Annotated in this window: 18 protein-coding genes; 16 read left to right on the forward strand and 2 right to left on the reverse strand. The window is 67.1% G+C overall.

Going from position 1 to position 22,677, the window contains the following annotated elements:
• Window positions 1-17 precede the first annotated feature (17 nt).
• The 16 genes from hisG (at window position 18) to cueR (ending at window position 18,521) form a co-directional block, all read left to right on the forward strand.
• Complete coding sequence (gene hisG, locus ACM0PK_RS12035; protein ID WP_414607354.1) at window positions 18-929, forward strand: ATP phosphoribosyltransferase; 912 nt, start codon at window positions 18-20, stop codon at window positions 927-929.
• Window positions 926-2,221: a histidinol dehydrogenase gene (gene hisD / locus ACM0PK_RS12040; protein WP_414607353.1), complete on the forward strand. Its 1,296-nt coding sequence runs from the start codon at window positions 926-928 to the stop codon at window positions 2,219-2,221. The genes hisG and hisD overlap by 4 nt, the downstream gene beginning before the upstream one ends.
• A complete protein-coding gene (gene hisC / locus ACM0PK_RS12045; protein WP_414607352.1) occupies window positions 2,218-3,312 on the forward strand; it encodes a histidinol-phosphate transaminase in 1,095 nt (364 codons plus the stop codon). The genes hisD and hisC overlap by 4 nt, the downstream gene beginning before the upstream one ends.
• Entirely contained in the window at window positions 3,309-4,382 is a 1,074-nt protein-coding gene (hisB, locus tag ACM0PK_RS12050) for a bifunctional histidinol-phosphatase/imidazoleglycerol-phosphate dehydratase HisB (RefSeq protein WP_053499882.1), read from the forward strand. Before hisC ends, hisB begins: the two co-directional genes overlap by 4 nt.
• Window positions 4,379-4,981: an imidazole glycerol phosphate synthase subunit HisH gene (gene hisH / locus ACM0PK_RS12055; RefSeq protein ID WP_065177579.1), complete on the forward strand. Its 603-nt coding sequence runs from the start codon at window positions 4,379-4,381 to the stop codon at window positions 4,979-4,981. Before hisB ends, hisH begins: the two co-directional genes overlap by 4 nt.
• Entirely contained in the window at window positions 4,978-5,712 is a 735-nt protein-coding gene (gene hisA / locus ACM0PK_RS12060; protein WP_065177580.1) for a 1-(5-phosphoribosyl)-5-[(5-phosphoribosylamino)methylideneamino]imidazole-4-carboxamide isomerase, read from the forward strand. The genes hisH and hisA overlap by 4 nt, the downstream gene beginning before the upstream one ends.
• Window positions 5,706-6,482 (forward strand): imidazole glycerol phosphate synthase subunit HisF, encoded by a 777-nt coding sequence (gene hisF / locus ACM0PK_RS12065; protein ID WP_065184991.1) that lies wholly within the window; start codon window positions 5,706-5,708, stop codon window positions 6,480-6,482. The genes hisA and hisF overlap by 7 nt, the downstream gene beginning before the upstream one ends.
• On the forward strand, window positions 6,472-7,092 hold the full coding sequence (gene hisIE, locus ACM0PK_RS12070) for a bifunctional phosphoribosyl-AMP cyclohydrolase/phosphoribosyl-ATP diphosphatase HisIE (RefSeq protein ID WP_414607351.1): 621 nt from the start codon (window positions 6,472-6,474) through the stop codon (window positions 7,090-7,092). Before hisF ends, hisIE begins: the two co-directional genes overlap by 11 nt.
• Before the next feature lie 147 nt (window positions 7,093-7,239).
• On the forward strand, window positions 7,240-8,829 hold the full coding sequence (locus ACM0PK_RS12075; RefSeq protein ID WP_414607350.1) for a calcineurin-like phosphoesterase C-terminal domain-containing protein: 1,590 nt from the start codon (window positions 7,240-7,242) through the stop codon (window positions 8,827-8,829).
• 35 nt (window positions 8,830-8,864) lie between these two features.
• Window positions 8,865-9,149, forward strand: a complete 285-nt coding sequence (locus tag ACM0PK_RS12080; RefSeq protein ID WP_414607349.1) for a hypothetical protein — start codon at window positions 8,865-8,867, stop codon at window positions 9,147-9,149.
• An 84-nt stretch (window positions 9,150-9,233) separates the two neighbouring features.
• On the forward strand, window positions 9,234-10,256 hold the full coding sequence (locus ACM0PK_RS12085) for a glucokinase (RefSeq protein WP_088497321.1): 1,023 nt from the start codon (window positions 9,234-9,236) through the stop codon (window positions 10,254-10,256).
• Window positions 10,257-10,307: 51 nt separating this feature from the next.
• A complete protein-coding gene (locus ACM0PK_RS12090; RefSeq protein WP_072169076.1) occupies window positions 10,308-11,306 on the forward strand; it encodes a glycosylasparaginase in 999 nt (332 codons plus the stop codon).
• Window positions 11,303-12,040 carry a copper homeostasis protein CutC gene (locus ACM0PK_RS12095; protein ID WP_414607348.1) on the forward strand — a complete coding sequence of 246 codons (738 nt, stop codon included), beginning with the start codon at window positions 11,303-11,305 and terminating at the stop codon, window positions 12,038-12,040. The genes ACM0PK_RS12090 and ACM0PK_RS12095 overlap by 4 nt, the downstream gene beginning before the upstream one ends.
• Before the next feature lie 393 nt (window positions 12,041-12,433).
• Complete coding sequence (locus ACM0PK_RS12100; protein ID WP_414607347.1) at window positions 12,434-15,391, forward strand: TonB-dependent receptor plug domain-containing protein; 2,958 nt, start codon at window positions 12,434-12,436, stop codon at window positions 15,389-15,391.
• 161 nt (window positions 15,392-15,552) lie between these two features.
• Complete coding sequence (locus ACM0PK_RS12105; RefSeq protein WP_414607346.1) at window positions 15,553-18,054, forward strand: heavy metal translocating P-type ATPase; 2,502 nt, start codon at window positions 15,553-15,555, stop codon at window positions 18,052-18,054.
• An 11-nt stretch (window positions 18,055-18,065) separates the two neighbouring features.
• Complete coding sequence (cueR, locus tag ACM0PK_RS12110) at window positions 18,066-18,521, forward strand: Cu(I)-responsive transcriptional regulator (protein WP_111202265.1); 456 nt, start codon at window positions 18,066-18,068, stop codon at window positions 18,519-18,521.
• A 77-nt stretch (window positions 18,522-18,598) separates the two neighbouring features.
• Here the strand turns inward: cueR and ACM0PK_RS12115 are convergent, their stop codons facing one another.
• Both ACM0PK_RS12115 and ACM0PK_RS12120 read right to left on the reverse strand, forming a co-directional pair.
• A complete protein-coding gene (locus ACM0PK_RS12115; RefSeq protein WP_111202266.1) occupies window positions 18,599-18,793 on the reverse strand; it encodes a heavy-metal-associated domain-containing protein in 195 nt (64 codons plus the stop codon).
• Window positions 18,794-18,997: 204 nt separating this feature from the next.
• Window positions 18,998-22,072, reverse strand: coding sequence for a TonB-dependent receptor (locus ACM0PK_RS12120; protein WP_414607345.1), 3,075 nt, complete (start codon window positions 22,070-22,072; stop codon window positions 18,998-19,000).
• Window positions 22,073-22,677: the final 605 nt, after the last annotated feature.

Raw genomic sequence — 22,677 nt, forward strand, 5'->3', positions numbered from 1 at the left:
ACTTCGAGACCTCCCCCATGAGTGCAACCCAGGCAGCGCCGGCACGAGACCGGCTGCGTATCGCCATCCAGAAGAGTGGCCGGCTGGCCGAGCCCGCCCGTAACCTGCTCAGCGCCTGTGGCCTGAGCTGGCGCGAAAGCCGTGACAAGTTGTTCTGCTACGGTGAATCGCTGCCGGTAGACCTGCTGCTGGTGCGTGACGACGACATCCCCGGCCTGATCGCTGACGGCGTCTGCGACCTCGGCATCGTCGGCCGCAATGAACTGGACGAGCAGGCCGCGGCACGCCGCCAGATCGGCCTGCCTGACGCCTATCAGGCGCTGCGCGGGCTGGGCTTCGGCCAGTGCCGGCTGATGCTGGCGGTGCCGGAGGAATGGCAGTGGCAGGGCCCGGCGCAGCTGGCCGGTACCCGCATCGCCACCAGCTACCCGGCCATCCTCACGCAGTGGCTGGCGGAGCAGGGCGTGGACGCGCAGGTGGTCGAATTGTCCGGTTCGGTGGAAATCGCCCCGCGCCTGGGCACTGCCGACCTGATCTGTGATCTGGTCTCCAGCGGTGCCACGCTGCGCGCCAACCAGTTGACCCCGGTACACAACCTGCTCGACAGCGAGGCGGTGCTGGCCGGTGCAGTACGAGTGCCGGATGATGCACGGGCTTCGCTGCGCGCGATGCTGCTGCGCCGACTCGATGGCGTGGTGCAGCGCCAGGACCGCAAGCTGCTGATGTTCCGCGCCAGCGAGGACCGCGTCGACGCGCTGGCGCAGTTGCTGGCCGATGCCGAGCCGCTGTTGCGGTTGCCGGCCGATGGCGGTGCGCTGCGCCTGCAGACCATGTGCCCTGGCCCGCTGAGCTGGCAGCGCATGGAGGAACTCGAGCGCGCGGGTGCGCGGGGCCTGATGGTACTGAGCGTGGAGCGGTCGCTGGCATGAACCGTCTGATCTGGTCCCGACTTGATGAGGCCGCGCGCAGCGCGGCATTGACCCGCCCGGTGCAGACCGTGGCGCAGCAGACCCGCGACGCGGTGGCGACGCTGATCGCACAGGTGCGCGCGCAGGACGACGACGCGCTGCGTGCGATCACCGCACACTTCGATGGTGTCGAACTGTCGTCCTTTGAAGTGAGCGAAGCCGAGTTCGCGGCGGCCGAAGCCGCTGTCCCCGCCGAACTGCGCCAGGCCATGGTGGACGCCGCCGAGCGCATCGCCCGCTTCCACGCCGCCGGCATGGGCAAGGGATACGCAGTTGAAACCGCGCCAGGCGTGGTCTGCGAACGCATGCTGCGCCCGATCGGGCGGGTGGGCCTGTACGTGCCGGCCGGCAGCGCGCCGCTGCCGTCTACCGCGCTGATGCTGGGCGTTCCGGCACAGCTGGCCGGCTGCCCGCAGGTGGTGCTGTGCACGCCGCCGCGAGCCGATGGCAGCGCAGACCCGGCCGTACTGGTGGCGGCGCGGCTGACCGGCGTGCAGCGCGTGTTCAAGCTGGGCGGCGCGCAGGCGATCGCTGCCATGGCCTATGGCACCGCAAGCATTCCCGCCTGCGACAAGCTGTTCGGGCCGGGCAACAGCTTCGTGACCGAAGCGAAGCAGCAGGTCGCACAGGAGGGCGCCGCCGCCATCGACATGCCGGCCGGTCCTTCGGAGGTGCTGGTGATTGCCGATGCCGGTGCCAATCCGGCGTTCGTGGCCGCCGACCTGCTGTCGCAGGCCGAACACGGCCCGGATTCGCAGGTGCTGCTGCTGACCGACGATGCCGGGATGCTGGCGGCGGTCGAGGCTGAGGTCGAGCGCCAGGTGGCCCTGCTGCCGCGCGAGCAGATTGCGCGCCAGGCGCTGTCAGCGTCGCGCCTGATCCAGGTTGATTCGTTGGACGAGGCCTTCGCGATCAGCAACCGCTATGCGCCGGAGCACCTGATCCTGGCGCTGCGTGATCCGCGTGCGTGGCTGGACAAGGTGCAGGCGGCCGGCTCGGTGTTCCTGGGTGATTACACCCCCGAAGCACTGGGTGACTACTGCAGCGGCACCAACCACGTACTGCCCACCGCCGGTGCCGCACGTGCCTACAGCGGCGTGAGTGTTGCCAGCTTCCAGAACCTGATCAGCGTGCAGAGCGCCAGTGCCGCCGGCCTGGCCGCGATCGGCGGCTGCGCGCGCATCATCGCCAGCGCCGAAGGCCTGGATGCCCACGAGCGTGCGGTGGCATTGCGCATGGAGGTGGCGGCATGAGCGCGGCTATCGAGGATGTGCTGGCGCTGGTACGCCCGGATCTGCAGGCGTTCGCCGGCTACAGCTCGGCACGCAGTGCGGCGGTGCAGGGCGAGGTCTGGTTGAACGCCAACGAGTCGGCCTGGGCCAATCCGGCCGATGCGGCTGGCAGCAGCCGGCGCTATCCGGAGCCGCAACCGTTGGCGTTGCGCGAAGGCTTGGCGGCGCTGTACGGCGTGACGCCGCAGCAGCTGCTGGTCGGCCGCGGCAGCGACGAGGCCATTGATCTGCTGGTACGCGCGCTGTGCGTGCCGGGTCGCGATGGCGTGCTGGTCACGCCGCCGGTGTTCGGCATGTACGCCGTCTGCGCGCGCCTGCAGGGTGCCGCATTGATTGAAGTGCCGCTGGTGGACAGCGAGGATGGCCTGCGCGCCGATCTGGATGCGGTGATCGATGCGGCCAAGGCGCAAGGTGCCAAGCTGGTGTTCCTGTGCGCCCCGTCGAACCCGGCCGGCAGTGACATCGCCCTGGACGAAGTCGAGCGGGTGGTGGTTGCGCTGCGCGGGCAAGCACTGGTGGTGGTGGACGAGGCCTATGTCGAGTACGCGCAGCGTCCGTCGGCGACCACGCTGCTGGCCGCGAACCCGAATCTGGCGGTGCTGCGCACGCTGTCGAAGGCGCACGCTCTTGCCGCCGCCCGCGTTGGCACCCTGATCGCCGCCCCGGAGCTGATTGCCGTGCTGCGCCGCTGCCAGGCGCCGTACCCGGTGCCGACGCCATGCACGGAACTGGCGGTGCAGGCGCTGCAACCCGCCGCGCTGACCATCACCGCCGAGCGCGTAGCCACGGTGATTGCCGAGCGCGAACGCCTGCGCGAGGCGCTGCCGGGCCTGCCCGGCGTGCGTCGCGTCTACCGCTCATCCGGCAACTACCTGCTGGTTCGCTTCGCCGATGCCCAGGCCGCGTTCGATACGCTGCTGGCTGTGGGCGTGGTGGTGCGCGACCAGCGCGCCGCGCCGCAGTTGGGTGATGCACTGCGCATCAGTATCGGCAGTCCCGAAGAGAACGACCGCGTGCTTGCGGCCCTGTCGGCGCGGAGGGCCGCAGCATGACCCCGATCCTGTTCATCGACCGCGACGGTACCCTCATCGAGGAGCCGTCCGACTTCCAGATCGACGCCTACGAGAAGCTGCGCTTCGTGCCGCAGGTGATCCCGGCGCTGCTGAAGCTGCGTGATGCCGGCTACCAGTTCGTGATCGTCACCAACCAGGATGGCCTGGGCAGCGACAGCTACCCACGCGCCAGCTTCGATGGCCCCAACGACCTGATGCTGCAGATCTTCGAGAGCCAGGGCATCACCTTCCGTGACGTGCTGATCGACTGCAGTTGGCCGCAGGACAACGCGCCCACGCGCAAGCCGGGCATCGGCCTGATGACCGCCTACCTGCAGGACCGCAGCATCGACTGGGCGCGTTCGGGCATGGTGGGGGACCGTATCACCGACCTGCAGTTCGCCGACAACCTCAACATCCGTGGCTTCCAGCTGCGCACCGAACAGTTCGGTGGCGAGTGGAACTGGCCGGGCATCGCCCATGCGCTGGCCGACGCGCCGCGTACTGCCGTGGTCCAGCGCAACACCAAGGAGACGAAGATCCGCGTTGAACTCGATCTGGACCGTGCCGGTGATGCGCGCATCGCCACCGGACTGCCCTTCTTCGACCACATGCTGGAACAGATCGGCAAGCACGGCGGGTTCGCGCTGGACATCCAGGCCGAGGGCGACCTGCACATCGACGAGCACCACACCATCGAGGACACCGGGCTGGCGCTGGGTCAGGCCCTGCGCGAGGCGCTGGGCGACAAGCGCGGCATCGGCCGCTACGGCTTCACCCTGCCGATGGACGAGACCCTGGCCAGCGCTGCGCTGGACTTCAGCGGCCGCCCGTACTTCGTGTTCGAGGGCGAATTCAAGCGCGAGCGGGTGGGCGACATGCCGACCGAGCTGGTGCCGCACTTCTTCCGTTCGCTGTGCGATGCCAGTGGCCTGAACCTCAACCTGCAGGTACGCGGCGACAACGATCACCACAAGGTGGAGGCCTGCTTCAAGGCGCTGGCGCGCGCACTGCGCCCGGCGCTGGCCCGGCAGGGCACGGCACTGCCGAGCACCAAGGGGGCATTGTGAGCGACGTCGCGCTGATCGATGCCGGTGGTGCCAACCTGGGCTCGGTGCGCTACGCACTGGAGCGCCTGGGCGCGACGGTGCGGCTGGTGCGCGATGCGGACGAACTGGTGGGTGCGCAGCGGGTGATCCTGCCCGGTGTCGGCGCCGCCGGTCCCGGCATGCAGCGCCTGCACGCGCAGGGCCTGGTGGAACCGCTGCAGCGATTGCAGGTGCCGCTGATGGGCATCTGCCTTGGGATGCAGTTGCTGTTCGAACGTTCCGAGGAAGCGGGCGTAGAAACACTGGGACTGATTCCGGGCGTGGTGCGCAAGCTGGTGCCGGCCTGTGGCATCCGGGTGCCGCACATGGGTTGGAACCGGCTGCTGCCGCTGCGGGAGTCGTTGCTGTTGCAGGGTGTCCCGGAGCGGGCCAGCGCCTACTTCGTGCACAGCTACGCGGCGCCGCTGAATGCCCACACCGTCGCGGCGTGCGACCACGGTGGGCTGTTCACTGCCGTGGTGGAGCAGGGGCGTTACTACGGCGCACAGTTCCACCCCGAGCGCTCCGGCGAGACCGGCTCGCTGATGCTGCGCAATTTCCTCGAGGGCACCGCTGCATGAGTTTCATCGTCTACCCCGCGCTGGATATCCGCGATGACCGCGTGGTGCGGCTGCGCCAGGGCGACTACGCGCAGGAAACCTCCTACGGCGACGATCCGCTGCCGCGCGCGCAGGCCTTCGCCGCCCAGGGCGCGCAGTGGATGCATCTGGTCGACCTGGATGCTGCACGCGCCGGTGGCTATACGCTGGCACCGCTGCTGGCGGCGATCCGCGCGCAGACGCCGCTGCAGGTGCAGACCGGTGGTGGCGTGCGTGGCCGCGACGATGTGGCGCGCATGCTTGATGCTGGCGCCGGCCGCGTGGTGGTCGGCTCGCTGGCGGTGCGCCGCCCCGATGAAGTGGTCGGCTGGCTGGAGGAATTTGGCGCCGAGCGCATCACGATTGCGCTGGACGCGCGCCAGGACGCACAGGGGCAGTGGCAGCTGCCGGTGCACGGCTGGACCGAGAACGCCGGGGTGACCCTGGATGACCTGGCCCAGCGCTACGCGCGCGCCGGCATGCGCCACCTCTTGTGCACCGACATCGCCCGCGACGGCATGCTGGCCGGGCCCAATATCGGCCTCTACCAGCACCTGTCGGCATTGCTGCCGGGGGTGGCGGTGCAGGCGTCCGGCGGCATCCGTGACGTGGCCGATGTGGCCGAGGCGCGTGCCGCTGGCTGCGGTGGTGCGATTCTCGGCAAGGCACTGCTGGAGCAGCGCATGGACCTGGCGGAGGCGCTGGCATGTTGAGCCGCCGCATCATTCCCTGCCTTGACGTGCGCGATGGCCGCGTGGTGAAGGGCGTGCGCTTCCGCGACCACGTCGACATGGGCGACATCGCCGAGCTGGCGCAGCGCTACCGCGACCAAGGTGCCGACGAGCTGGTGTTCTATGACATCGGCGCCAGCCCCGAGGCGCGTTCGGTGGACGTGGCGTGGATCGAGCGCATCGCGCGCCTGATCGACATTCCGTTCTGCGTGGCCGGTGGCATCGACAGCGTGGAAGCCGCGCGTCGCGTGTTGTTCGCCGGTGCCGACAAGGTGTCGATCAACTCCCCCGCGCTGGGCCGCCCGGAACTGATCACTGAACTGGCCGACGAGTTCGGCGTGCAGTGCGTGGTGGTGGGTGTCGACTCGGTACGTGAAGCTGACGGCCAGTGGCGGGTGCGCCGTTTCAGTGGCGACCCGGACAAGACCCAGGCGGTACCGCTGCGTACCCTGGACTGGATCGTCGAAGCTCAACGGCGTGGCGCTGGCGAGATCGTGCTGAACTGCATGGACAGCGACGGTGTGCGCCGTGGCTACGATGTCGTGCAGCTGCAGCAGGCGCGGGCACTGTGCCAGGTGCCACTGATCGCCTCCGGTGGCGCCGGTGCGATGGAGCACTTCGCCGAAGCCTTTGACCAGGCCGACGTCGATGGTGCGCTGGCGGCGAGCGTGTTCCACAGCGGCGCCATCGCCATTCCGGAATTGAAGCGCTACCTGCGCGGACAGCAGATCGAGGTGCGGGATGTCTATTGAAGTCAGGCCTTCGTTGGACGCATTGCAGGCACTGGACTGGGGCAAGGGTGACGGCCTGCTGCCGGCCGTGGTGCAGGATGCCGATACGCTGCAGGTGCTGATGCTGGGCTATGTCAGCGCAGAATCGCTGGCGGCCACGCTGGCCATCGGCCACATGACGTTCTTCAGCCGCAGCAAGCAGCGGTTGTGGACCAAGGGCGGGCAGTCCGGCAACGTGCTGGTGGTGCAATCGATCAGCGTCGACTGCGACGCCGACACGCTGCTGGTGATGGCACGCCCGGCCGGGCCGACCTGCCACACGGGTGCGGAGAGCTGTTTCGACCAGGCGCCGAAGGACTTCCTGGGCGGGCTGGGCCAGTTGGTCGCGATGCGTGAGGCGCAGCGCCCGCCGGGCAGCTATACGACCCGCCTGTTCGAGGGCGGCATCCGCCGCATCGCACAGAAGGTGGGTGAGGAGGGGGTGGAGACCGCGCTGGCGGCGGTGGCGCAGGATGACGAGGCACTGCTCGGTGAGGCTTCGGACCTGCTGTACCACCTGCTGGTACTGCTGCGCGCGCGCGGTCTGTCGCTGGACGATGCGCGGGCGGTGCTGGAAAAACGCCATCGTTGAAGCGTGGTAGTGCCGGCCGCTGGCCGGCAACCTCATCATCTTCGGGCATCGAGGGGTTGCCGGCCAGCGGCCGGCACTACCCGTTGGAAATGCAGCCGAGCATGGCTCGGCTCTACAATACCGGATCCCTTTCTCCGGATGCCTCCCATGAAACTGCCTGCCGCCTGGCTGTGCTGCCTGTTGCTGACCTCGCCGGCCTGGGCTGCGGACACCGTGGTCACCGGCAAGGTCTATCTAGAGCGTGACGGCAAGCCGGGCCGCGGTGCGACCGATCCGGGCCTGGCCGGGGTGCAGGTTTCCAACGGCGAGGCCATCGTCAAGACCGCCGCCGACGGCAGCTACAGCCTGCCGGTGCGTGACCGCCAGACCGTGTTCGTGATCAAGCCCGATGCGTATTCGTTCCCGAAGGCGGCAGACGGCCTGCCTTCGTTCTGGCGCCACTTCCGCCCGAACGGCTCGCCGGCGCTGAAGTACGGCGGCATCGCCGCCACCAGCGATGTCACCCGCAACTGGGATTTCGCGCTGCAGCCGGATCGCCATGACAGCCGTCGCGGCTTCCAGATGCTGGTCTTCACCGACTCCCAGACCGCCAGCCTGAAGGACATCGGCTACTACCAGCAGTCGATCGTGTCGCCGCTGGTCGGCCAGACCAAGGCGCGCATGGGCACCACCTTGGGTGACATCGTCAACGATGACCTGACCCTGTATCCGGCAATCAACAAGGTCACTACGTCGCTGGGCGTGCCGTGGTTCCATGTGCCGGGCAATCACGATCTCGATTTCGATGCCGCCAGCGATGAGCATTCGCTGGACAGCTGGCGCAATATCTACGGCCCGGATACCTACGCGGTGGAAGAGGGCGGTGCCAGTTTCGTGTTCCTCGATGACGTGGTGTATGACCCCAACGCAAGGCCGAAGTATGTCGGTGGCCTGCGCGAAGACCAGTTCGCTTTCCTTGCCGGCTACCTGAAGGGCCTGCACAAGGACCGCCTGCTGGTGCTGGGCATGCACATCCCGCTGTTCGACGCCGCGCCGGGGCGCGAGACCTTCCGTCATGCTGACCGCCAGCGCCTGTTCGACCTGCTGAAGGACTTCCGCAACGTGCTGGTGCTCAGTGGCCACAGCCACACCCAGCAGCACGTCTACCACGGCAAGGCCGACGGCTGGAACGGTGACAAGCCGCTGCACGAATACAACGTCGGTGCCAACTGCGGCGCGTTCTGGTCGGGGGTGAAGGATGCCGCCGACGTGCCGGACAGCACCATGAGTGATGGCACGCCAAAGGGCTACGCGTTGCTGGACATCGCCGCCAATGGCAGCTACAGACTGCAGTACCGGGTGGCCGGCAAGCCGGCCAGCGAGCAGATCGGCCTGCATGCGCCGAAGGTGCTGCGCCAGGGGGCCTATCCGGCGTGGGGTGTGTACGCCAACGTCTACATGGGCGAGGACGCCAGCGTGGTCGAGTACCGCGTTGATGGCGGCGCATGGCAGCCGATGAAGCAGGTCAGCCAGCCCGACCCGCGCCTGATGGTAGAGAACGTGGCCGACGATCTGGCTGACAGCCTGCGTGGCTACGACCGCTCGCCGGAGGCCACCGCTTCGCCGCACCTGTGGCGTGGGGCGTTGCCGACCGACCTGGCCGTGGGCAGCCACAAGGTAGAGGTACGCTCCACCCAGCCCGATGGCGTGGTGTTCACCGCCACCACCCGCTACAGCCTGCAGACTGCCCAGCCCTGACACGCCGCAAGGCCTCTCCAGCGAAAGGACCCGGCATGGATATCCGCTTCATGGCCGGCACCACGCCGGCGACCCTCAGCCGCCACTGGTTCACCGGCGCGATGCTGTTGCAGAGCGCCACCGAGAAGGTCTGGGTGCAGCATCCGCTGCATCCGGGCACCCACTTCTCGTTCTCACTGGTACAGTCGTGGCTGCGCCACATCGCCGGCCATGAGGTGCTGGTCGAGCGCACCCGGCCGCTGTTGTTCGCCGGCTTCCGCCCGCAGCGCCTGCGCGTGCTGGTGGATGGCGTGCAGGTGGCCGAACAGGAAGGCATGTAGGCCAACCTGAACCGCCGGCGCGCTAGGCAAAGCCGCTCCGATGCCTGAGAATCGGGGCGATTCAATCGATCCAAGCAGGCCAGCGTGACCATCGCAGCAGCGTCCCCGGTTTCCACCGACTCCGCCCGCGGCGGTCTTCCGCGCAGTCTCGTTGTCGCCGATGTCGGCGGCACTTTCGCCCGTTTGGCGCTGGCTGAAACGCAACCCGGCCAGGCACCACTGCTGGGCAGCCATCGCACCTACGCCTGCGCCGAGCATCCCAGCCTGGCCGCGATCCTTGCTGATTTCACCGCAGGCCTCGGCCAGCCGGTACAGGCCGCCGTGGTCGCCATCGCCGGCCTGCTCGATGGCGATGTGCTGATCAATTCCAACCTGCCGTGGACGGTCTCGCTGTCGGCCACGCGGGTGCAGTCCGGGCTGCATGAGCTGCAGCTGATCAATGATTTTGAAGCGGTGGCGTTGGCCATTCCCTACCTGCAGCCTGACACCCTGGTGCCGCTCAATGGCGATGCTGACCCGGCGCAGGCGTTCCCGGCGCTGGTGCTGGGCGCCGGTACCGGTCTGGGTGCAGCATTGCGCTTTGCCGACGGCGAGCGTCCGGTGCTGGCCAGCGAGATCGGCCATGCCGCGCTCGGCGCCGGCAACGCGCTGGAACTGCAGGTGCTGGACAAGCTGCTGCAGCGCTGGCCGCACGTGGACAACGAGCGCGTGCTGTCCGGCAGTGGCCTGATGAACCTGTATCCGTGCCTGTGCGAATTGCGCGGCGTCACTCCGGTGTGGAGCAGTACCGAGGCACTGATCGGTGCCGCGCGCAGCGGTGAGGATGCGCTGGCCGTGGAAACGCTGCAGGTGTTCTGTGCCTGGCTGGGCAGCCTGGTAGGCGACGCAGCGATCGCGGTGGGTGCGCGTTCGGTGTACCTGGCCGGGGGCATTTCCGCGCATGTGCAGGATTTCCTGGCCGATGGTCGCTTCCGTGAGCGCTTCCTCAACAAGGGCGTGCTGACCGAGGTGCTGCGCCAGGTGCCGGTATGGCGCGTGGAGCATGGCCAGCTGGGCGTTCTCGGCGCAGCGGTCTGGTACGCCGCACGGCAGCCCACGCACGACTGATCGGCGTGGCCGGCATCGGGCCGGCCGCGCATTGCAGACTGGGAGGGGAAGATGGTGGATCGCAGGCAGTTCCTGCAGGCCGGCGCACTGGCCGCAGGCATGGTGGCCTTGCCGGGCGTGCAGGCGCGCACGCAGGGTGGGGCCAGGGTGGTTTCGACCTGGGACTTCGGCGTGCCGGCCAACCAGGCCGCGTGGAAGGTGCTGGCGCAGGGTGGCAGCGCACTGGATGCGGTGGAAGCGGGCGCACGCTGGGCTGAGAGCGAGCTGTGCAACCCCACCGTCGGCCATTGCGGCAACCCGGATCGCGACGGCGTGCTGAGCCTGGATGCGAGCATCATGGATGGCGATGGCCGTTGTGGCGCAGTGGCCGCGCTGGTCGACATCCTGCATCCGGTGTCGGTGGCCCGCAAAGTGATGGAAAACAGCCCGCACGTGCTGCTGGTGGGCGAGGGTGCGCAGCAGTTCGCGGTGCAGCAGGGTTTCGAGCGCAGGCACCTGCTCACGCCGCAGGCCGAAGCGGCCTGGCGCGAGTGGCTGAAGACCGAGAAGTACCAGCCGCAGATCAATGCCGAGCGCCGTGGTATTCCCGGCAACAGCGACAACCACGACACCATCGGCATGCTGGCGCTGGATGCCAAGGGCCATCTTGCAGGTGCCTGCACCACCAGCGGCATGGCCTGGAAGCTGCACGGCCGGGTCGGCGACAGCCCGATCATCGGTGCCGGCCTGTATGTCGACAACGAAGTGGGCGCGGCCACTGCCTCGGGCGTGGGTGAGGAGATGATCCGCAACGCCGCCTCGTTCCTGGTGGTCGAGCTGATGCGCCAAGGACGCTCGCCCGCGCAGGCCTGCCGCGAAGCCATCGACCGCGTGGTGCGCAAGCGCCCCGAAGCGAGCAGAACATTGCAGGTGTGCTTCCTGGCCATGAACAAGCAGGGCGAGGTGGGTGCCTACGCGTTGCACCGCGGCTTCGTCTACGCCGTGTGCGATGGACAGCGCCAGGACGACCTGCGCGACTCGCCGTCGATCTACATGAGCACTCAGGCGTGAGCACGCGGCTGACCCTGGAGATCGCCAGCAACTCGCTGGCCTCGGCGCTGGCCGCACAGGCCGGCGGTGCCGACCGCATCGAACTGTTCGAGAACCTGGCCGAGGGTGGCACCACGCCGTCGTTTGCCACCATCGCGATCGCCCGCGAACGCCTGTCGATTCCGCTGTTCGTGCTGGTGCGCCCGCGCCCGGGTGATTTCCACTACGACGCATTGGAAACCGAACTGATGCTGCGTGACATCGCGCAGTGCCGCGCGCTGGGCTGCGATGGCGTGGTGATCGGTGCGCTGGATGTGCAGGGCGGTATCGACCTGGCGTTGTGCCGTGAACTGGTGCAGGCCGCCGGGCCGCTGCAGGTGACTTTCCATCGTGCCTTCGACGCGGCCCGCGATCTGCCGGCGGCGCTGGAGCAGGTGATCGGACTGGGTTGCCAGCGCGTGCTGACCTCGGGCGGCCAGGTCAGCGCAGAGGCCGGCGCCGATGTGCTGGCGGGTCTGGTCACCCAGGCGGCGGGACGTATCACGGTGATGGCCGGCGCCGGGCTGGGCCCGGCCAACATCGCCGCCGTTGCGCGACGGACCGGCTGCACCGAACTGCACGCCTCGGCCAAGGGCCTGCGCCGCTCGGCGATGCAGTTCCAGAACCCGGCTTTGCGCGGCCTGGACCCGGACTGGAGCCAGACCGCCACCGCGACCGTGGCCGCGCTGCGGGAGGCGCTGGACGGCGCAAGGTAGCCCGCTTCTGCTGTAGAGCCGAGCCAACGCTCGGCTGCGCTTTGCGGCAAACGACATCAGCCGAGCACGGGCTCGGCTCTACAGTCGCACGCGACGACGCGGACAAAACCGTTCCGCGCGCGGTTGTCGCGATCGTGTCATTGACGCGTGCGCTGTTCTCTCAGCGATGTTTCGCAACCCTTTGATTGTTCTTGATACCTGCGGCTGATAGCGGCATTGCGTAGGGTGTTGCTGCATCGCCGCATGCCCGGCGTGGTTCAGCTGTGCTTTAGTTTGGATCGATCCACAGGGGAGGGAGCTGGGACGGTGGTGAACCGATCCCGGCACCCGGATCAGCCGTCGTGCTACGCCACCACCTGTCCGTGCGTCCACACTTTCCAAGAGCAACCACCCATGGCTCAGTCCGTTCGCAAGCGTCGTCATCTGCTGTCCCAGGCACTGGTCCTGGCCCTGTTGCCCCTGGCCGCGGGTGCACAGGAAGCGGCCAGTTCGTCCACCAAGGACTTGGATGCGGTCACCGTTACTGGTTCGCGCATCAAGCGCGCCGCGGTCGAAGGCCCGGCCCCGGTCAACGTGATTACCGCTCAGCAGATCCAGAAAGAGGGCTTCGTCAGCGTGTATGACGCGCTGAAGACGCTCACCGAAGCGACCGGCACCGTTGAAGCCGCCTCGCAATGGGGCTCGCACACGCCCAACGCCAGTGGCCTGAACCTGCGCGGCATGGGCCCGAACCGCTCGCTGCTGTTGGTCAACGGCCGTCGCGTGGCCGATTACCCGCTGCCGTATGGCGGTGAAACCAACTTCTCCAACTACGGCAACATTCCCGCTGCCGCGGTCGAGCGCATCGAAGTACTGACCGGCGGCGCCTCGGCCATCTACGGTTCGGATGCGATCGCCGGCGTGGTCAACGTCATCCTCAAGACCAACTACGACGGCGACGAAGTGCGCGTGCGTGGCGGTACCTCCACCGAAGGCGGGCGCGACACCTGGGACCTGTCCTGGGCCGGCGGCAGGACCGGTGACAACTGGAGCGTGACCTACGCGCTGCAGTACACCAAGCGCGATCCCCTGTTCGGCCGCGACCGCCCGCAAATGGACGATGCCGATGATGCGCCGCATGCGTCCTGGAACATGGAGCAGCGCATGGTCGGCTTCCGCCCCACCTCGGGCCTGGCGTTGATCGATCCGACGACGGGCCAGCGCCTGGCGCCACCCGCCGGCACCTGCGAGAAGTTCGACGGTGAGTACTACACGGCCGATCGACTGGTCTACAACTACGCCGCCAACCGCATCACCAACACCGGCCGCCTGTGCGGCATGAGCGCCGACTACGCCAACTGGCTGCTGACCGGTGGTGCCGAGAACGTGTCCGGCAACCTGTATGCCACCTTCGATTTCAGCAGCGACCTGCAGACCTGGACCAACCTGGCGGTGTACCACTCCGAAGCGATCTGGGGCACCAACCCGCCCAGCGTCTCGCTGATCGACGACGACAACGGCTATTACTGGGATGCCAATCGCAACCGTCCGATCCTGGGCGTGCGCCAGTTCACTCCGAACGAAGTCGGTGGCCTGGATACCCTGCGCAACACCAACCGCGAGCTGTCCTGGGACTGGAGCGCAGGCCTGCGTGGACGTCTTGCCGAACGCTTTGACTGGAGCGCCACGGTGGGGCGTTCCTATTACCGCGTGGAAGAGCGGCAGAACGTTGTCGACGAGCAGAAATCGTACGACTACTTCCTCGGCCCGCGCCTGGGTACCACCGCCGATGGCGAGGCGATCTACGCGTTGAACGAATCGCGCTGGTGGAATCCGCTCACGCCGGACCAGTACTGGCAGATGGGCACGGTCGCCAGGAACCGCGCGTCATCGTGGGTCAACCAGGCCTCGGCGGACATCACCGGCGAGCTGTTCCAGGGCTGGGCCGGCCCGATCTCGTTCGCCGCCGTGGCCGAAGTCGCGCAGCAGGGCTATCACCTCAGCCCGGACCCGCGCGCCGGCATCGACTTCGATCTGCAGAACGTCGATCGCGGTGGCGGCGAGCGCACCCGTTACTCGGCCGGCGTCGAGTTCAAGATCCCGCTGCTGGAGAGCGTGACGGCCACCGCCGCCGCCCGCTACGACCGCTATGGCAACTACAAGGCCGATGACAGCAGTGAAGCGCTGGATATCGGCAGCCAGAAGGAGACCACCTGGAACGTCGGCCTGGAATGGCGCCCGGTCGAATCGCTGCTGGTGCGTGGCTCGTATGCCACCAGTTTCCACGCGCCGGACATGCACTACCTGCTGGGCCAGCCGAGCAGTTCCGAAGTGCAGACCTATGACCGCCTGCGCTGCATCCAGAGCGGTGCCTACCTGGTCAACAACTGTGGCGTGGGCAACACCGATGTCTGGTACACCTTCGACGTGAACCGGCGTGGCACGCCGCTGCTGCGTTCGGAAACCGGCGATTCGTGGACGGTCGGCTTCGTCTGGGACGTGATGCCGAACCTGTCGGTCAGCGCCGACTACTGGGCGATCAAGCTGGAAGACATGATCGTCGACGTCGGCGCCGACGAGGTGCTGGCCAGCGAGGCCGGCTGCCTGACCGGCAAGAACATCGACGGCACGCCGTGGGCCAATCCGGCCGGTGGCGACTATTGCGCCGGCATCCTGGCCCGCGTGAACCGCGACAGCAGCGGCCGCCTGGTATCGATCGAGCGCGGCCCGTTCAACCTGGCCAGCCGGGAAGTGCGCGGCATCGACCTGACTGCACGCTATCGCCTGGAAACCGCGCAGTGGGGCAGCTTCCAGCTGGGCCTGAACTACACCAACCAGATCTCGACCAAGGAACAGCGCTACGCCAACGACCCGAACCCGGAACGGCGCGACCGGGACCTGCGCAGCAAGCTGCGCGCGAGCCTGGCCTGGCAGCGCGGCAACTGGAACGCCAACGTCTATGCCGACCGCGTGGGTTCGGTGCCGGGCGTGCGCTATCACTGGGGCACCGACCGCCTGGACAATCCCGGCGGCTGCCTGCCGTTCGCCGACGGCTACGTGCCCAGTGACAGCCCGTCGCTGAACTGCCTGGAACCGGCACAGCTGCCGGATGGCTCGGTGAACCCGAACCCCAACGCGGGCCAGCAGACCTCGCGCTACTTCGGCCGGGTCGGCCCGTTCATCACCTGGAACGTCAACGTGGGTTACCAGGTGACCGAGCACGCCAAGGTCAATGTCTACGTCAACAACGTGTTCAATTCGGCCAGCTGGAACCACAAGGACCCGTACAAGCTGGACTATGACTTCGCCCCGACCCGGTTGCTGAGCGCGGTCGGCCGCGAGTTCGCATTGGAGTATGTGTTCACCTTCTGAGGAGACCGACCTCCGCCGCTGGATCCACGCCATGCGTGGATGCGGAAACGGGACGCCGGGGGCGGCGCTCCCTTCAGGCATGCGGACAGGCTGGATTTGACCTTCCCACGATGGCAAGGTTTAGCCTGTCCGCATCCAGAAGGAAACCCGGGAATCCGATCATGAGCACGCCGCGCGCCGCTGCCGCCCCCGCCAGCCCCTCCACCATCAGCCTGCCCATCGAGGGCATGACCTGCGCCAGCTGCGTGGGCCGGGTCGAGGCAGCACTGTCCAAGGTCGAGGGCGTGGGCAGTGTCTCGGTGAACCTGGCCACCGAGCGGGCGGACATTCGTCCGTCGGGCCCGGTGGATCGCGCGGCGCTTGTCCAGGCAGTGGAGCGGGTGGGCTATGACGTGCCCGCGGCGACCACCGAGCTGGCGGTCGAAGGCATGACCTGCGCTTCCTGCGTGGGCCGTGTCGAACGCGCGCTGTTGGCCGTGCCCGGCGTCAGCCAGGCCAGCGTCAACCTGGCCACCGAGCGCGCCACGGTGCGTGGCATGGCGGACGTGGCTGCGCTGGTCGCCGCGATCGACAAGGCCGGCTATGACGCACGTGTGATCGAGGCGGGTGTGCAGTCCGATGATCAGACTGCGGAAAAGAAGGATGCCGAGCGCGCCGGGCTGAAGCGCGACCTGATCGTGGCCACCGCGCTGGCACTGCCGGTGTTCGTACTGGAAATGGGCTCGCACCTGATTCCCGGCATGCACGCATGGGTGATGTCCACCCTCGGCATGCAGGCCAGCTGGTACCTGCAGTTCGCACTGACGCTCCTGGTGCTGGCCATCCCCGGGCGCCGCTTCTACCAGAAGGGCTTCCCGGCGCTGCTGCGGTTGGCGCCGGACATGAATTCACTGGTGGCGGTGGGCACCGCCGCGGCGTTCGGCTATTCGGTGGTAGCGACCTTTGCACCGCGGCTGCTGCCGCCGGGCACGGTGAACGTCTACTACGAAGCGGCGGCGGTGATCGTCGCGCTGATCCTGCTCGGCCGCTTCCTCGAGGCCCGGGCCAAGGGCCGCACCTCCGAAGCGATCAAGCGCCTGGTCAACCTGCAGGCCAAGGTGGCCCATGTGGTCCGTGACGGCCGCGCGGTCGACATCCCGGTCAATGAAGTGCAGAGCGGCGACCTGGTGGAAGTGCGCCCGGGCGAGCGCGTGCCGGTCGACGGCGAGGTGGTTGAAGGCCGCAGCTACATCGATGAATCGATGATCAGCGGCGAGCCGATTCCGGTCGAGAAGCTGCCGGGCAGCAGCGTGGTGGGTGGCACGGTCAACCAGAAGGGCGCACTGACGGTGCGGGCCACGGCCGTGGGCGCGCAGACCCTGCTGGCGCAGATCATCCGCATGGTCGAACAGGCGCAGGGCTCGAAGCTGCCGATCCAGGCGGTGGTCGACAAGGTCACGTTGTGGTTTGTGCCGGCGGTGATGCTGGCCGCGCTGGCGACCTTCGCGGTCTGGTTGATCTTCGGACCATCGCCGGCACTGAGCTTCGCGCTGGTCAATGCGGTGGCGGTACTGATCATTGCCTGCCCGTGCGCGATGGGCCTGGCCACGCCGACCTCGATCATGGTCGGAACCGGTCGTGGCGCCGAAATGGGCGTGCTGTTCCGCAAGGGCGAGGCCCTGCAGCTGCTGAAGGACGCGCAGGTGGTGGCGGTGGACAAGACCGGCACGCTGACCGAAGGCCGCCCGCGCCTGACCGATCTGGAGATTGCTGCCGGCTTCGATCGCAACAGGGTTCTGGCGGCAGTGGCCGCGGTGGAGTCGCGCTCGGAGCATCCCATCGCCCGCGCGATTGTTGATGCCGCGACCGAGCAGGGCATCGCGTTGCCGGGCATGGTCGACTTCGAATCGGTCACCGGCATGGGCGTGCGGGCCAATGTCGAGGGTGCACGCGTGGAGGTCGGTGCCGATCGCTTCATGCGCGACCTGGGCGTGGACATCACTGCATTCGCAGCATTGGCGGCGGAACTCGGCACGCAGGGCAAGTCACCGATGTACGTGGCCATCGATGGACGCCTAGCCGCGATCATTGCGGTATCCGATCCGATCAAGCCGAGCACCCCCGCAGCGATCGCGGCGCTGCATCGGTTGGGCCTGAAGGTGGCGATGATCACCGGCGACAACGCCGGGACCGCACAGGCGATCGCGCGCCAGCTCGGCATCGATGAAGTGGTGGCCGAGGTGCTGCCGGAAGGCAAGGTCGAGGCAGTGCGTCGGCTGAAGGCCACGCATGGGCGCGTCGCCTTCGTCGGCGACGGCATCAACGATGCCCCTGCGTTGGCTGAAGCCGATGTCGGCCTGGCCATTGGTACCGGCACCGATATCGCGGTGGAGTCGGCCGACGTGGTGCTGATGTCGGGTAACCTGCAGGGCGTGCCCAATGCCATTGCGCTGTCCAAGGCGACGCTGGGCAACATCCGGCAGAACCTGTTCTGGGCGTTCGCCTACAACACCGCTTTGATTCCCGTCGCGGCCGGCGTGCTGTACCCGGCCTGGGGCGTGCTGCTGTCGCCGGTGTTCGCGGCCGGTGCGATGGCGCTGTCCAGTGTGTTCGTGCTGGGCAACGCGCTGCGCCTGCGCCGCTTCCAGCCGCCGATGGCGGATGCCCACGCCACGACCCATTGAAGGAGAACCGCATGAACATCGGTGACGCCGCCAAGGCCTCCAGCGTGTCGGCGAAGATGATCCGCTACTACGAACAGATCGGCCTGATCCCCGCGGCCGATCGCACCGAATCGGGCTACCGGGCGTATTCGCGGGCGGACATCCATCGCCTGCGCTTCATCCGCCGCGCGCGCGATCTCGGCTTCCAGGTGGCCGAAATCAGTGACCTGCTGGGCCTGTGGAACGACACCGCGCGGCACAGTGCCGACGTCAAGCACCTGGCCGAGCAGCACATCGCCGACCTGGAACAACGCATCGAGAGCATGCGGCAGATGGCCGACACGTTGAAATCGCTGATCCGTTGCTGTGCAGGCGACGAGCGCCCTGAGTGCCCGATCCTGGAGCGGCTGGGTGAAGACGATGAGGCTCCGCTGTCGGTCGATGCAGCGAAGACCGGCGCGGTGCGGCGGCGCGCTCGCAAGCGCTGAGTTTCCATGTCGCGTGCAAAAAAGCCCGCCCGGTGACAGTGCACGGGGCGGGCTTCGCTGTGGCAGAGGACAGGGGATCAGGCAGTGCGTGGCGGGAAACCCGCATCGTTCAGCGCGGCGAACACCTGCTCCTGTGATGCGGTGGTCTGCACCTTGACCAGGCCGCTCGGCGGGTCAGCGACTACGCGGGCGTTCGGATCGATCTGCTGGATCGCGCGGGTCACGCTGCGTGCGCAGCCGCCGCAGGTCATGCCGTCGACATGGAATTCCATCTGTGGCTCCTTCGATGCTCTTGGGATAGGGCCAGTGTGCACCTTCCAACGATGGCAGGGTCAAGCGCCGGACTGAACGGCGGCCAAGGGGCCCATGAACATGCATCCATGAAAAACGGCAGCCACCTTTACCAGCGTGGCTGCCGTGGAGGACCCTCCCCGCCGGAACGGGGCGAGAGCGCGCCGGGCAGGCCCGGCGCCGCCTCAGAACTTCCAGTTCACGCCGAAGTACAGCTGGCGGCCGGCGTACAGGTTGGACAGCAGGCGGGCCTGGCTGTCGTTGCCGATGTAGCTGCGCAGCTCGGACTTGGTGGCATTCAGCACGGCGGCGGTCACCGTCCAGTCCGGGGTGAGGTTGTAGGCCACGTTCAGGTCAAGCTGGCTGTAAGGCTTGGTGTAGGTGGTCATGCCATTGTTCAGGCCGCCGACCACTTCACCACGACGGTTGTACGAGGCGCGCGCCAGGAACTTGTCGTTCTCGTAGAACACCGTAACGTTGGCCTGGTTCTTGGCACTGCCGACCAGCGGCGAGGAGCCGATTTCCTCGCCATCCAGCACGATCGAGGCCAGGTTGGTGTCGTTGTAGGTGTAGTTGGCCTGCACACCCAGTCCGAAGTCGAACGTGTACTGGCCATACAGTTCCACGCCCTGGGACACGCCATCGCGGCCGTTGGCCTGAGTCTCGTACTTCTGCACGGTGACCGACTGCCCGCCGACGTTCATCTGCTGGTCGCGCACCACCGGCACAGTGAAGTTGTCCACGTTCTTGCGGAACAGCGAAACACCTGCGACCGCGCCCGGCTTGAAGTACCACTCCAGGCCCAGGTCGAACTGGACCGCCTTGAACGGTTCCAGCGCCTTGTTGCTGCCCGAGCCGTACCAGCCGGGCGTGTCGGTGCCGCCGGTGACGCGGCGGTCGTTGGCGTACTCTTCGCTGATGTAACGCAGGCCACCGGGATAGGCGATGCTGGTGTAGCTCGGGCGCGCGACCACCTTCGATGCCGCGCCACGCAGCACCAGGTTGTCGGTGATGTCCCAGGCAATGTTGAAGCTGGGCAGCACGTCGGTATAGGTCTTTTCCAGCGACGACAGGGCATACACCTTGTCGCGCACCTGCGGATCGGGCAGGCGGACGAAGCCACCCTGGCAGCGCAGGTTCGGGTCGGCGGCCGGATCATCGCAGCTCATCGGCGCGCCGCTGGCGTTGTCGACGAAATAGTCGTTGAAGCGCTCGACCGAATCGCTGGACTGGGCGAACTGCTTGGTCCGCACCACGCGCACGCCGATGTTGCCGCGTACCCGCTCAGTGCGGAAGTTGGCCTGGAAGTAGCCGGAATGGATCTTCTCGTTGACGTCGTAGACGAAGTCTTCTTCGGTGCGGTTGTGCGAGCCACCGTAGGTCTTGTTCAGGTAGTCGATGTAGGCCGGGTAGTTGATGCCCGGGAACACGTTGGCGTTGAACGCGCCGGTGATGTTGCTGATCGGGTTGGACAGGAAGAAGCCCGGTTGCGCATCGCCTGCGGTCGGATCGCAGCCGGCCTGGTAGCGATTGTTGTCATAGTCGGACGGATCCAGGCCCGGGCACACCCAATAGGTGTTGCCGGTGTTGCGGTGGACCTTGCCATCGCGGTACTTGGCGCCGAACTGGATCGAATCCAGCCAGCCGGCCTCGAACAGCTTGGTGACGTCGGCCTGGAAGTAGTTCTGCTTGACCTCGGTCTGCATCCACGACGAATCGGTCGAGCCGGTATCGACTTCGGCCACGCCCGCCATCAACTGCTGCTGCAGGTCCGGCGAGAACTGCACCGACGGCGTGCCGGTCAGGTCCCAGGCGGTGTACTGGTTGCCGGACTGCCACTGGTTGCCCACCTTGCGGCGCGGCTTGGCCGACATGCGGAAATTCATCGACGGACCACCTTTGGACCAGGTGCGGCCGCCGGTGAACGAGGCCTTCCACAGCGGGCTGATATCCCAGTCGATGGTCAGGTCGGCGGTCTGCGACAGTGCCTTTTCCTTGCTGTATCCACCGGTGAGCTGCGGAGTGGGGATGGTGCAGTCGTCCGGGCCCCAGCCACCGGGTTCCAGGCCGGCTGCCGCTGCTTCTTCCTCACTGCAGTAATAGGTCTTTCCGGCCAGCTTCTGGTACTGCGCACCCGTGACGATGCTGCCACTCGGGTCGAAATCCAGGCCGTTGAGCAGGCGGCCGCCGGCCCAGTTGCCGTCCTGGTTGTAGCGGGCCAGGTTCCACTCCGGCACCTTCAGCATGTTCTGGGTGTAGTCACCCTGCAGCTCGAAGCGGAAGTAGTTCGCGGTCATCGTGACGTTGTCGACCGGCTTGAACTGGAAGGTCAGCTGGCCGCCCTTGCGCTCGCGCTTCTCTTCCTTCACCGCGAAGTTCACCGAGGTCGGCATGAAGAATTCGCTGTAGTTCTTGCCAGCCTGGTTGTTGAAGCCGGACTGGCCCCACCAGTAGTGGATGCCATCCTGCTCCAGCAGGTTGCCGTTGGCATCGCGGGCCGTGGTGCCATTGCCGTACCACTGGTAGTCCTCGGTGCTGGCTTCCATGGTGCGGGTGGTGCGCTTCTGCTGGGTCACGCCGACGAGGACGCCGAAGCGCTCATCCTTGCTGTGCCACGAGTACAGCGCGGACGCCTGCGGATCGACATCGTGGCTGGTATCGGAGGTGGTGCCCTCCAGGTTCACGTAGCCGGAGTTGGATTCCATGTCCAGCGGGCGACGGGTATGCAGGATGACCGTGCCGCCGATGCCGCCTTCGTCGATGCGTGCTTCCGGCGACTTGAACAGCTCCGCGCTGGACAACATGTTCGATGGCAGCAGGGTGTAGTTGAAGGAGCGCGTCGCTTCGTTGTTGGTCTCTGACGAGGCGACGAAGTTGCCGTTCAACTGGGTCAGGGTCAGGTCCGGCGCAAGGCCGCGCACACTGACACTCTTGCCTTCGCCACCGCTGCGGGTGATGACCACGCCGGGCACGCGCTGCAGTGCGTCGGCCACGTTCTTGTCGGGGAACTTGCCGACGTCCTCGGCGGTGATCACCTCGACCACCGCGTTGGCGTCGCGCTTCTGCTCGAGGCTCTTTTCAATGGCGTAGCGGTAGCCGGTGACCTGGACGCTGTCCAGGGTGGTGGCGTCCTGCGCGCCGGTGGACGTGGCCTGTTGCGCGGCGGCGCCAGCCGGAATGACGGCGGCGGCCAAGGCCAGCGCGATGGCCAGCGACAATGCGTCGTGGCCGTGCGTACGTGTTGAATGCTTCATTCCCATCTCTCCCTCTCTCCTGGATTGATCCGGTGACGTGGCACGGACAACTTGAATCGATCTAATTTGAAGTGACTTTGCGGCTGTCGCCGTGCAATGGCAGTAGCGCCGCCCGTGTGGCCTGGTACGTCCTGTTGCTGCTCCCCCAACTCCCGGCCATCGCAGTGTCGTTCTTGGATCGATCTAAGCGATGGGCGGGCGATTTTTAGCATGGGTCGCCCTTGGGCGCATGCTGCTCCGCAATATGGTACTGGCGTGGCGAAGGGATGACGGTTTGCTGAAAACAGTGAAATCGTTTTCGTGCGCAGGGGAGGGTGGGTCGGCAGGGCTGCGCCCTGCACCCGCGGTAGTGCCGGCCGCTGGCAGGCAACAGCCAAAGCCAAAGCCAAAGCGGCTCTGGGTTGTCTGTGGCTTGGCGGGGCGGTGTCGGACTGCGGGGACGCCGTAAACCCGTCCCTGGGGGCTTGGCCGCGGCATCCATGCCGCGGACACCCCGCAATCCGACACCGCCCCGCCTTCGACAGTTTCCCGGTGACGGTTGAATGGGTCCTAGGTACGGCATGGGGTAACGGCATGGGGTCAGATCCGTTTTCCAAAGGAAAACGGATCTG

The sequence above is a fragment of the Stenotrophomonas sp. FR010 genome (genome assembly GCF_047520755.2).
GTDB lineage: Bacteria > Pseudomonadota > Gammaproteobacteria > Xanthomonadales > Xanthomonadaceae > Stenotrophomonas > Stenotrophomonas sepilia.

What these genes read in the sequence shown, in the direction of transcription:
- hisG (WP_414607354.1), top strand. Translation starts at nt 18, where the DNA reads ATGAGTGCAACCCAGGCAGCGCCGGCACGAGACCGGCTGCGTATCGCC.
- hisD (WP_414607353.1), top strand. Translation starts at nt 926, where the DNA reads ATGAACCGTCTGATCTGGTCCCGACTTGATGAGGCCGCGCGCAGCGCG.
- hisC (WP_414607352.1), top strand. Translation starts at nt 2,218, where the DNA reads ATGAGCGCGGCTATCGAGGATGTGCTGGCGCTGGTACGCCCGGATCTG.
- hisB (WP_053499882.1), top strand. Translation starts at nt 3,309, where the DNA reads ATGACCCCGATCCTGTTCATCGACCGCGACGGTACCCTCATCGAGGAG.
- hisA (WP_065177580.1), top strand. Translation starts at nt 4,978, where the DNA reads ATGAGTTTCATCGTCTACCCCGCGCTGGATATCCGCGATGACCGCGTG.
- hisF (WP_065184991.1), top strand. Translation starts at nt 5,706, where the DNA reads ATGTTGAGCCGCCGCATCATTCCCTGCCTTGACGTGCGCGATGGCCGC.
- hisIE (WP_414607351.1), top strand. Translation starts at nt 6,472, where the DNA reads ATGTCTATTGAAGTCAGGCCTTCGTTGGACGCATTGCAGGCACTGGAC.
- ACM0PK_RS12075 (WP_414607350.1), top strand. Translation starts at nt 7,240, where the DNA reads ATGAAACTGCCTGCCGCCTGGCTGTGCTGCCTGTTGCTGACCTCGCCG.
- ACM0PK_RS12080 (WP_414607349.1), top strand. Translation starts at nt 8,865, where the DNA reads ATGGATATCCGCTTCATGGCCGGCACCACGCCGGCGACCCTCAGCCGC.
- ACM0PK_RS12090 (WP_072169076.1), top strand. Translation starts at nt 10,308, where the DNA reads ATGGTGGATCGCAGGCAGTTCCTGCAGGCCGGCGCACTGGCCGCAGGC.
- ACM0PK_RS12100 (WP_414607347.1), top strand. Translation starts at nt 12,434, where the DNA reads ATGGCTCAGTCCGTTCGCAAGCGTCGTCATCTGCTGTCCCAGGCACTG.
- ACM0PK_RS12105 (WP_414607346.1), top strand. Translation starts at nt 15,553, where the DNA reads ATGAGCACGCCGCGCGCCGCTGCCGCCCCCGCCAGCCCCTCCACCATC.
- cueR (WP_111202265.1), top strand. Translation starts at nt 18,066, where the DNA reads ATGAACATCGGTGACGCCGCCAAGGCCTCCAGCGTGTCGGCGAAGATG.
- ACM0PK_RS12115 (WP_111202266.1), bottom strand. Translation starts at nt 18,793, where the DNA reads ATGGAATTCCATGTCGACGGCATGACCTGCGGCGGCTGCGCACGCAGC.
- ACM0PK_RS12120 (WP_414607345.1), bottom strand. Translation starts at nt 22,072, where the DNA reads ATGGGAATGAAGCATTCAACACGTACGCACGGCCACGACGCATTGTCG.